The 11,642-nt window shown below is 51.0% G+C and carries 5 protein-coding genes, 1 tRNA gene, 1 rRNA gene and 1 other RNA gene; 2 read left to right on the forward strand and 6 right to left on the reverse strand.

Translation table 11 applies throughout. The features are described from left to right. Positions 1–302: 302 nt before the first annotated feature. The 5 genes from ACFSOY_RS19620 to ACFSOY_RS19640 form a co-directional block, all read right to left on the reverse strand. The gene (locus ACFSOY_RS19620; RefSeq protein ID WP_386049564.1) at positions 303–431 is read right to left on the reverse strand and encodes a hypothetical protein; all 129 of its coding nucleotides are present in this window, start codon (positions 429–431) and stop codon (positions 303–305) included. A 133-nt stretch (positions 432–564) separates the two neighbouring features. Next, on the reverse strand, positions 565–2,538 hold the full coding sequence (locus tag ACFSOY_RS19625; RefSeq protein WP_386049565.1) for an acyltransferase family protein: 1,974 nt from the start codon (positions 2,536–2,538) through the stop codon (positions 565–567). Between the two features lie 483 nt (positions 2,539–3,021). Continuing rightward, a tRNA-Thr gene (locus tag ACFSOY_RS19630) sits at positions 3,022–3,097 on the reverse strand. A 29-nt stretch (positions 3,098–3,126) separates the two neighbouring features. After that, an RNA gene (gene rnpB, locus ACFSOY_RS19635) (RNase P RNA component class B) lies at positions 3,127–3,520 on the reverse strand. Between the two features lie 557 nt (positions 3,521–4,077). Beyond that, positions 4,078–5,229, reverse strand: coding sequence for a response regulator (locus tag ACFSOY_RS19640; RefSeq protein WP_386049566.1), 1,152 nt, complete (start codon positions 5,227–5,229; stop codon positions 4,078–4,080). A 225-nt stretch (positions 5,230–5,454) separates the two neighbouring features. Here ACFSOY_RS19640 and ACFSOY_RS19645 point away from each other — a divergent pair, with 225 nt between their 5' ends. Both ACFSOY_RS19645 and ACFSOY_RS19650 read left to right on the forward strand, forming a co-directional pair. Then, positions 5,455–6,114: a class D sortase gene (locus ACFSOY_RS19645; protein WP_386049567.1), complete on the forward strand. Its 660-nt coding sequence runs from the start codon at positions 5,455–5,457 to the stop codon at positions 6,112–6,114. Then, on the forward strand, positions 6,111–10,688 hold the full coding sequence (locus tag ACFSOY_RS19650; RefSeq protein ID WP_386049568.1) for an SdrD B-like domain-containing protein: 4,578 nt from the start codon (positions 6,111–6,113) through the stop codon (positions 10,686–10,688). The genes ACFSOY_RS19645 and ACFSOY_RS19650 overlap by 4 nt, the downstream gene beginning before the upstream one ends. A gap of 766 nt (positions 10,689–11,454) precedes the next feature. Here the strand turns inward: ACFSOY_RS19650 and rrf are convergent. Continuing rightward, positions 11,455–11,571: ribosomal RNA gene (rrf, locus tag ACFSOY_RS19655) — 5S ribosomal RNA — on the reverse strand. Positions 11,572–11,642: the final 71 nt, after the last annotated feature.

The following is an 11,642-nucleotide window of genomic DNA, read 5'->3' on the forward strand; positions in this document are numbered from 1 at the left end:
TCAATAAAAGTTTGTATCTTGACTCGCATCTCTCTTCATAACACTCGTTTAGTTTTCAAGGATCAATGATTTTTGAAAAATCGCATCGGCGACAATTGATAATATAGCATGGTAGAAAACAAAATGCAACAGCTAATTTTCGGAAGTTCATCGACAAGAATTTCAATGCCTACAGCAGTCAAAACTGAGGCGTGATCGCCTTGCTTTGTCTCGCGGCGACAAGAAACAGCTTATCATCCGCAGAAGCGATTCACAACGAATCACGCCACAGCGTACGAAACAAAACTGGACTTCTACCTCGATCAGCTGAGGCAAGCTTCCACGCCCTCTTTCGTTTGTTCCGTCTGCTGACCGAGGAACTGCTGCCGATACAAACTGGCGTAGATGTCACCGCGAGCGATATTGATTAATTTATAAAGTATAACCAACATCTAGCCCCCCAACTATCACCTCTCAAACAAAAAGAGTCATGCCGCAATTTACAGGCATGACTCCCAAAGATTTATATTCAATTGCGGTCACTCTGGTCAAAACGATTCCAAGAGGTCGATCTTCCTCAATCAATCAGCGAGATGACTTGATCGCATCCACCACGAGAGCGGCGAATGCCTGCGCCCCTTGCGGCGTGAGATGGACGCCGTCCGCAGAGAAGTATCCATCCTTGCCTGCGCTCGCTTTGTGCCAATCGATCAGCTTGGTGTTTGGATGTTCGGCGACAACTTCAGCTAAAGTCGAATTGACTGTCTCTTCCCACTTGCGAGGAACGCGAGTGTTCACCAACAAGATGTGGCGAGAACTTCCGATCGAGCTCAAGATCGACTCCAGCGTTTTTTTCGGAAACATCCCGTTTGTTCCGAGCTCGATGATCACATAATCCCCCAGCTTGCCATCTGCTAACAGCCGGTTTACCACATCCTGTGCTTCGGCCATCTGGCGGCCGATCTTGCCATCGATCACATGGCTGGGAAAAATGTCCTTCAGATACGGTTCAACGTCGAGAAGGATCGAATCGCCGATCGCCGTGATCTGCTCAGGCATCCGTTCTGCACCTTTTGCAGGATCGGTCTCCTCTTTTTTCTCCGGTTCAGCCGAGTTTCCAGGCGGCTTCGGATCGGCGGTACCCGTTCCTTTCACGGAATCTCCACCTCCACCCTCACTTTGACCGCTTTCCTTCTGTCCATCCTTCTTCTCGCCGGTTTCCTGCTTACCGTCCTCCTTTTGACCATCCTCCGCTTTTCCATCCTTGATTTGGCCATCATCCAGTTTCTGTTCGAGTTGCTCCACTTTGGTCGCTTGTGAACTGGTGGCGCTCGAACCGGAAGTCATCGTAGTTTCTGGGAGCGATTGAAAGGCGCAAAAAATGAGCACGACGAGCACGACGCTTCCCCAAGCCACCCACTTGGTTCCCACCGCGCGCACACTGCGCCGCTTTTGCACACGCTTCCACATGTTCCCCAAGGCGCCGCGGCGAATCGGCTCCTCCAGATAGCGCCAGGAGAGCGCGGCTACCCCGATACTTGCTATCACCTGCAGCAAAGCTCGCAACGCGTGACCCTCACCAGCATCCACCGCCGGAGTGGTCAAGATGATGATCGGATAGTGCCACAGATAGATCCCATATGACCGCACCCCAATCCATCGAAGCGGCTTACAGCCCAGCCATTTGTTCAGCTTGCTTGCCGGGTGGACCAAAGTAGCGACGACGACCAGCGTAGCCAGTGAGAGCAGCACAAACCCTCCCTGGTACAGAAACGCTCCGAACTCGTCCGTCTTCCAAATCATCAGCAGGACGACGAGAAGCCCTGCTCCCCCCAACAAATCTAAAATCCTTCTTGAACGCGTCGAAACATTCGATGTCAGTTTCCTGCTCGGCCACACCACCGCAAGCGCTGCGCCAAACAGCAGACCAAAAGCTCTTGTATCTGTTCCATAGTAGACTCTGCTGGGATCGTTTCCTGGAACAAAAAGGATTGCCATCGCAAGCGCGGAAGCTGTTGCGCCGATCAGCATCAGACCTGCCAACCTACCTGGCCGCGGTACAAAGCGAAGTCCAAACAAGAGCAGCAGCGGCCACAGCAGATAGAACTGTTCCTCGACTGCTAGCGACCAGAAATGACCCAAAGGAGATGGAGGACCAAAACTTTCAAAATAGGAGACTTCGTGATAGATATTCCACCAATTGTTTACATAGAGTACAGACATCAACGCTTCTTCGTGCATAGAAGGCCGTGGTGTTGCGTCAAAGATTGCAACCCAAAGCATGATCGCGGCGAGCATGATCAACATCGCTGGCAGCAAGCGTCGAGCTCGCCGTAGCCAAAAGTCTTTTAGATCGAAACGCCCCGTTTCGTTCCACTGCGCGATCAGTATATCTGTGATGAGATAGCCAGACAGTACAAAAAATACACTCACACCCAAAAAGCCGCCCGGCGCCCAGCTCAGACCGAGGTGATAGGCGATCACAGCGAGCACCGCCAACGCCCGCAACCCGTCCAGCCCGGCCATGTAACGCCCGCTTCCTTGAACAGGTTTAGGCATGATTGAGACCTCCTCTGCGCATCGCTTTCTCTAGGTGCAATCTTGATTCCATTTCGATTCTGCTCCGATGTTCCATTGATCGAATTTGTACTGTATGTAGGGTGCGAACCATGCTATCTCTTTCCCTTCTGAAAAAGTGAGAACCGAACGATGTTACGGTCTATGTTGATTCTATCTGGAATGCTCAGGAAAAGCGTTACAATATGTTTACGATTCGCACTGTAAATAATGGAAATCGCTCCCTGATCCACTTTTCGATCTCAGTCTGTATATATGATGCTGACACTTCACCTAGTCGCACCATGACGATTCTTCTGACTTCGTGACGCTCGTCCTCGATTTTGATCGCTTTTTCCAAGCGATCCGGACTCCGATGAGACAAAAAGAGGTGCATGCTCGCGGCATGCACCTCTTTTTGCTTACGAAAATCCCATGTTGTACCAGAACCCGTGAACGGATGTCGATGATCACTCCATGAGCAGATGGTGCCGATGACAGGAGTCGAACCTGCTACCTATCGATTACGAATCGATTGCTCTACCAACTGAGCTACATCGGCAAACGCATTGAAACGAGCAAAGCAGAGACTGTTGTAAGCCACGTTCTGTTCCTCCGTGCTTCAAACGGCTGATGAAGCCTCGCACTATGAGTGGCAACCATTTGACTATCGACTTGATGTCGATCCGCTCTTAGGTTCATTTCCCGCCGAGCAGTTCCCCGACCAAAGTTTGGGTTTCTCGCAGATGGGGTTTACCAACGTTCCACTCTTCTCGTTTCCGAGAAGCTTCGTCACTGTGGCACTTTCAGGAGTACTCGCACATATTTGCATCGAGCAAACGTAGCGCATTTCCTCCGCCGTCAGCCTGTACAGGCTGCCCTGCCTTATGTCTTGGGCAGGCATCCGAACTCCAAGCATCTCAGCTTGGGCGAGCGTGGACTTTCCTCACCACATCAAAAGATGTAGCGCGATCACCGCACATATCTCTGCATTCTTTCGTTTTCAAAGACGCCTCATCGCGGCGACAAGTGTTATCTTATCACGTTCGACCTTCCCGCACAATTCCAGCTCAGGAACAATTCAAAACAAATTCAGGCATTGTCGTGCGAACCAAACTCCTCACGAGCTCTCACTCCGATTTTCGCCCCTTTTTCGCCATCGTTTCCTTACTAAATGGACACCCATTTTCTAGGCTTCTCGTTCAAAACAAACAAGCCCGATTGTTTTCGATCGGGCCTTCGTATAAATCGCTCATATATAGTTGTACCGCCCAGCGCTGAAGTGTGTCCGCTCAGTTTTGAGGAGCTCCTTTATCGTCCGCTCTACAATATGAGATCGGCAATCAGGACATACTGATAGCGATGCCTTTCATCCGCGAAATGCGCAGGTGCATCGCTCGCCAGCTTTACGCGCTCCTCGCTGCGAGAAGTCCTATTTCACACTCAGATTTCACGTTCGGAGCAGAGATTGGGGCCGAATTTTCCAAAAGGAACATGACCTGTTGCTGCAGCTTGTGCGATCGAACGCTCAGGATCTGACGCTCACTCATCACTGGTCGCCATCTTCTCTTTCCATTCCTGAAACCAAGTGACGATCGTAGCTGGCATTTCCACGCCGAGCTCCTCCGTATAGAGTGTTGACAATCTAACGTAGGCCTTGTTTAATTTCTCGCTCTGACCGGAAAGATCGTACAGCCGCAATAGCACCAGACCATCTTCCACATCGTACGGATCGACATGCTGGATGCGCTCATAGAGATCGATCGCGACCGCCTGCATGCTTTCTACCGCCGCATATTTACCCGCCAGTTCACGTGCGTGGTGCAGCCAGATCCTCCGCAGACGCTCCCGCTCATTTTCTGCCCAAACGTACCCATGATCTTGCAAATAATCGCCTTCATATAGCGCCAAAATCTGATCGAGCTCGCGATGATCGGTCTGAGAGCTGCTCTCAATCCTTTCGATCGCTCTCTCCCATTCCTCCGTATCGACCAGCACAAGACTCGCATCCAAGACATACCCTTCCTGAATGCTCGAATTGCGGATCGTCACATCGATCCCCATCTTGTTCAGACATTGGCGAATTTGATAAATCGCCGTGTAGAGCTGAGTGATCGCCTTCTTCTCATCGAGCTCTGGCCACAGCAGCTCCATCAGCGTTCCTTTGCGCACAACTTTGCCGCGGTGGTGAAGTAGGAAAGCGAACAGTTCCTGCGCCTTTGCCGTTCGCCATTTCGGCACTTCTGGCGCCATGCCAATCCGCTTAAATCGAATCGACTGAAAGCAGTGAATGCTGGTCATGCCATCTGCGGGAGACTCTTTGGGGACATGTGTCACCGCTCGCCGCAACAGCCGCGTCACAGTCTTCTCCAAACGAGCCTGTTGCAAAGGCTTTAGCAAATAATCGACCGCATTCAGATCGAAAGCTTTCAACGCATATTTGTCATACCCCGTGATGAACACAATATCGGCGTCGGGACAGATCTCCTGCAACATCTCCGCCGCTTGAAAACCTGAGATCTCTGGCATATGAATATCGAGGAACACCACATCCGGCTGTAATGCGGCCGCTTGGTCGATCGCTTGCCCTGGATCTTGAAACGCGCCGACAACTGTCAGTTCCCTATATCCCTCAAGCATTCGCTGAATTTGCATCAGCGCCAGCCCTTCATCGTCCAGCAACATCACTCTCATCTTCATCACCTCTCTAGGCGTGTCGCCCCTTCCTCCTCGATCCCCCGATCTTGGAAAACCATTACCTTATCTTTCACATCGGCAGTTCACCTAGACAATATTAACTTAATTTGAGGCGAGCAACTAGCCTTTCGAAGCAGAATGTTCAAATTTTGTACAGTTGAGTCTCGTATAATTGTCTCGATAGAAAAAAAGCACAGATGGAGAAAGAAAGGAGGTAAACCCTTGCCGAGATTGGCATGGACACGCAACCGTACCATTCACATCTCCTTGTGGATTCTGATGGTGGTCGGAATCACGCTGATCCTGCTACCGCGTATCGATCAATGGGTCCAAGAGCGAAAACAGAACGAATTGTTAACCGATTGGCCCGAAGGGAACGATCAAGTTGCGCGCGATGCACCTGTCACACAGTCACAAGACACCGCTGCACGTCCAGCTCTCGTGTGGAAAGAAATCGACGGTATTTCCATGATGGGAACGATCACTGTGGACAAAATCGATCTGCGCGAACCGCTGTTAAAAGGCGCGACCGACCAGTCATTAGATCTCGGCATCGGCGTTATGGGAGGAGACAGTTTTCCTGGGTCGACAAACAATCTGGTATTGGCGGGACACCGCAGTCTAAAGCTGGGAAAACATTTTAACCGCTTGGGAGAATTGGAACTTGGCGACCAGATCGTCATCGAATCTAGCAACGGAGCTTTTACCTATTCGGTCGAACGCTCCTTTTTGGTGGAGCCGAATGATCTGAGCGTCTTAGATTCCCATCCCGACCAGACAGAATTGACGCTTATCACTTGCCATCCGATTCGTAATCCCACCCACCGGTTAATTGTCAAAGCCACATTGGTACAGGAATCAAGTAAGGAGGGACGATTATGAAACGGAAGACGAGGAGTCAATTTGCACTTTGGACGTTGATCTTCATGCTCTTGGTCCAAGTGCTGGCTCCCGGCAAAGCGGTGATCGCTGACGGAATTGATGAGGGGTTGGTTCTGACCTTCAGCGCCAGCAGCACTGAGGTCAAGGCTGGGGAAGAGTTCAGCTATATCATCAACTATAGCGCTTCGAGCACCGTGTCAAACTTCACAGATCCGAAAATCACTTTTACGCTCCCAGCAGGTGTCACCTATACCAACAAGTCGGACAGCAGTTTGACGACGAGTACCGTGACCGACAGCGTGCAATTTCCCGGCCGAAAAGAAGTGACGTTCAGCTTTAAAGGCGGCGTTCTTCCAGCAGGCTCGACCGGTCAGCTGCTTGTAAAAGGCAAGTTTGAGAACTACGTGACACCAGACGGTACATCTGCCACCGCTTCCTGCACGTTTCATGCGACTGCCGATGGTACACCTGTCTCACTGGAGTCGAACGAGGTAGAAGTCACAGTAAGTGCAGAAGCAAAATGGGTGATCGAAAAGAAGAAGATTCGCCCATTGCCCGAACCGTTTAAAGGCTCCGATGTCGAATATGAGATCGTGCTGCGAGAAAACGCAGCTTCAACGTACGGCAGACTCGACAGTAAAAACTTTATCGTGACCGACATTTTGCCTGACGGTGCTGATTTTGTTTCGGCCAGTCTTGGCGGGGTTTACGATCCAGTGGGCAACAAAGTAGTCTGGAACTTAGGCGATGATCGGAGAGACAGCACACGTTTGACAGTCATCGTCCATTACCCGAATTCGATCGTCGAGTCGGAGGTCACCAATCGAGCGGAAGCGTCTTACACGCCGATCGGAAAATCTCAGACGACCATCAGCCACGAGGTCAAGCACGGATTTGAAACAGATCCTGTCGATAACGGCTCTGGGATTTCCAAATCGACCAATACGAACAATAAGGAGATCTCACCGGGGCAAAATGTCAAGTTTCAGATCGGCTCGTTTGAAAATAGAGCGAACGTCCAGCTCAACTCTGCCACCATCGTCGATATGACTCCGACCAAGACGGAGAGCGGCACAGACATCGCGCTGGAGTTTCAGAGCGTGAGAACGGCGACATTTGCAGGCATCCTGTCCTACGATGTCGATTACACGCTGGTCGAAAATCCTGCCGAAGCAGATTGGACGCATTGGAAATCTGTGAGTGCAGCTGCCTCGGAAACACTCAATGCCGCATCTTTAGGTGCGGTCACAGTCAAAGGCATTCGCTTCCGCTTTGTCAATCTGCCGATCAACTTTATCCAGTCTAGCAACTTTGAAACGACATACAAGGTTCCTGCTGGCTTCACAGTGCCTGACGATCGCGCAGAAACTGTGAAGAACGTAGTCGATCTTAGCTACGAATTTAACGGAAGCACTAAGACTAGAACGAGCAACTCCACTTTTGATATTGTTGGAAACCGCCCGTTGATCAAACTTGAGAAGTCGAGCAGCAAAACTTCTCTCAAACCGACAGAAAGCATGACTTATACACTTAAAGCGACCAACACGGCAGACAGCAGTGATAAGTTGGTCAATCCGGTGATCATCGACATCTTGCCTGCCGATCTCGAGTACACACCTGGCAGCTGGACGATCACCAAGCCGGCTGGCATCACGTCAAACCCGCAGTTTTCTGCAGTGCCGCAACCTGACGGTACAACGAAGATGACTTGGTCTTGGGATGACGCAAATCCGGCGAACTTGAACATCGGTGAGGTTGTCACCATCAAGTTTGACGCGAAAGTCAAGCCTGGCGTTCAGGAAAAAAACCTGAAAAACAAATTGTTGATCACCTCCCCGAATTACCTGAATGACACCCGTTTTAGCAACAAAAAATGTCCGGGCTGCCATCCAGACGGGGCGGAGTATTCGATCGAGCAAGAAGTGACTGTACGCATCATCGAAGAGGTCTCGCTCCAAGCTGACATGTGGGTAAAAGGCGAATTGGATACCGATTGGAGCCATTACCCGGACAGCGGAACGACGACGCCCGGTGGTAGCGCATCTTACAAGCTGGATATTCTGAATGTCGGGAACGTTCCGACCAAAAACCTGGTCATCGTCAATAAGTTCCCACGCATCGGAGACTCTTCGGTAATCAACTCCCAAGGCAGAGGTAGCCAATGGGGGCCGCTACTCACGGGGAAAGTTATCGTTCCAGCTTACGTGACCGTGTACTACTCCACCAAAGCGGGCATTACGATGAACCCGACGACCGGCGTTGATACTGGCGATTGGACGTTGGAACCGCCGCAGGATTTGACGTCTGTCACGGCCGTCAAGTTCGATTTTGATGACGATTTTGTGATCGACCCGCTCGATAAAACGACGCTTCAATGGTCGATGGTTGCCCCGGTGGGCGCTCCGACGACCGGAGAAGTTGCCTGGAACTCGTTCGGCTACAAAATGAACAAAACGAGCGGTGGGTTTATTCTCCCAGCCGAACCACTCAAAGTAGGTATCAAGATTCAAGCCAGTCCGAAAGCGGAAATCGGGAATTACGTCTGGGTCGATCAAAAGGAAGATGGCATTCAAGATGTCGCAGAGACTGGCGTAAACGGAATCAAAGTGGAGCTGTATGACGATGGCGGGAACAAGCTGTCCGAAACGCTCACCGGGAACGATTTTACTGGAAATCCTGGCTACTATCTGTTCCCGAACCTCGATGCTGGAAACTACAGCGTCGTCTTCACTCCTTCGCCAACACTTTATGAAGGGTTGACCGCAGCAGGAAAAGGAGCAGATCCCGAAAAAGATTCGAATGCCGATCCGCTAACTGGAAAAACGAGCGTGATCACACTTGCGGACGGTGAGAAAAATCACTCCGTAGATGCTGGTGTGATTTTGAAGAAGGGTGCTCTCGGCAACTATGTTTGGATCGACAAGAACGAAAACGGTATTCAAGATGCTGGTGAAGAGGGCGTAAACGGAGTGAAAGTCGAACTTTACAACGACTCCGCTCAGCTGTTGTCCTCCACAACCACCAGCACAAACGGTGGCAATGCGGGCTACTACCTGTTTGACAAACTTGGCCCTGGCAAATACAAAGTCAAGTTCACCCTGCCTTCGCCCGCTTACGGGTTTACCGATAAGAATCAGGGTGGAAATTCGAGCCTCGACTCAAACGTTGATCCGATCAGCGGATACTCTGATGAGATCACGCTTGCTCAAGGCGAAGAGAATATGACGATCGATGCGGGTCTCATCAAATTGCCTTTAGGATCGATCGGAGACTTTGTCTGGTTGGATGAGAATCGCAACGGCATTCAAGATCCGACCGAAAAGGGCTTGAACAATATCAAGGTACTCCTGTACGACAAACAGAATAATCTGATCGGCCAAACGGTCACCGCCGACCACAACGGCAAACCTGGCTACTATCTGTTCGACGATCTGGAGGCGAGCGACTATTCCCTGCGTTTCGTATTACCGTATCCGGTTACGAAATCAAAAGTTGGTGCTGACCGATCGATCGACTCTGACGTGAATGCTTCCGGACGCACAGATCTGATCACCCTGCAACCGGGCGAGCATAACGACACGATCGATGCTGGTGTCTACCAAGAACCTTGGACCGAACTTCCGAAAGGCAGCATCGGCGACCGCGTTTGGATCGACTCGAACAAAAACGGTGTGCAAGATGCTGATGAGACGGGACGCAACGGTGTGACCGTCGAGCTGTACAACGACAAAAACGAACGAATCGGAACGAGTGTGACTGCCGATCTTGACGGAAAACCAGGCTACTATCAATTTGATAAGCTCGATGCAGGCAAGTATCAAGTTCGATTCCTGCTTCCGTCCGATTCCTTTACGTTCACAGAGGTTCATCAAGGTGGAGCGTTGGATCTGGACTCTGACGCTGACCAGTCAACCGGCTATACCGGCTTGATCTCGCTGGGAATCGGCGAGAAGAACATGACGGTCGATGCAGGTTTGATCGAAATCAAAGAGCCGAAAGCGCTCGGCAAGATCGGCGACTTCGTATGGCTTGACAAGAATGCAAACGGCATTCAAGACATCGGTGAAGAAGGCCTGAACGGCGTGACAGTCGAACTGTATGACGCTGCTGGTAAGTTGCTCGCTACGGCGAAGACAGAAAGCGCCGCATTCAAAGCGGGTCACTACCTGTTTACCGACCTGCCAGAGGGTGAGTATCGCTTGAGATTTATCACTCCTGACGGGTATGTACTCACCACTTCCAAAGTGGGTGGCGACCCCCAATTGGATTCCAATCCGAATGCGGAAGGCTGGACCGACCTGATCAAATTGGGAGAAGAGGAAACGAATCTTTCGATCGATGCTGGTCTGGTTTCGAAAAATCCGTCCGTACCTGGTCAGCCGACAGACCCGAACAAACCGACGCAACCACAAAAACCGTCGAAGCCTGGTGATATTAAACACCCACCAGGCAGTCCAAATCAAGGTGGTGGATCGCTCCCTCAAACGGGAGAAGAACCATCGATGATTCCGTGGATCGGGTTGGCGCTTTGCCTCATGGCTGGGAGCTTGCTCCTGATCCGCAAGTATTCCTAATCGGCTACTCATCGAACTGCGACTTCTTATGGGCTCCCCCATTTGAAGGCGCAGTTTTTTTCTGATCGCCAGTTTGGCTAAGCTCGACAACCGCTTCGATGTTAGTTTCGCTTTTGATTCGCAACGCGCACTTTTCTCGTTCGAATGACACCCTTTTATTGCCAGACTATCTTGCATCGGCAGACTCTTCATTCGCCAAACTACCATCATCTTTTCCTACCTTTGCATTAAAGGCCTGCCTCTTGTCGTCGAGTTTGCTCCTCCCTTACCGATTCATCGAATCGGATACTCATCATGCCTAGATGTGATCTACTCTCTCAAGACCCTGCTGCCAAGTACCAGGCCTTCGTTTTCGCTCCGGTGGTTCTCCGCTTCGAACGCGACACCTTCTCTACTTCCTTTTTGCATACAAAAAGAAAAAGACCCGATCTCTCAGATCGACTCTCATCACGCCTAGCGAAGATCTGCTCTCCCAAAACCCTGCTGCCAAGTACCAAGCCTTCGTTTTCGCTCCGGTGTTTCTCCGCTTCGAACGCGACACCTTTTCCACTTCCTTTTTGCATACAAAAAAAGACTCGATCTCTCAGATCGACTCTCATCACGCCTAGCGAAGATCTACTCTTCCAAGACCCTGTTGCCAAGTACCGGACCTTCGCTTTCGCTCCGGCGCTTCTCCGCTCCACTTCGAACGCGGCACCTTTTCTACTTCGCCATTCTTTTCGCATACATAGAAAAAGACCCGATCTCTCAGATCGGGTCTCATCACGCCTAGCGGCGACCTACTCTCCCAGGACCCTGCGGTCCAAGTACCATCGGCTCTGCGGAGCTTAACTTCTGTGTTCGGGATGGGAACAGGTGTGACCTCCGCGACATTACCACTAGACACGGGTGTATTCCCTGAAAACCGGATGCGAATGTGAGTCGAAGAAAAAGAACTTAGGATAAGCCCTCGAC

Source organism: Tumebacillus lipolyticus (assembly GCF_042682745.1).
Lineage (GTDB): Bacteria > Bacillota > Bacilli > Tumebacillales > Tumebacillaceae > Tumebacillus_A > Tumebacillus_A lipolyticus.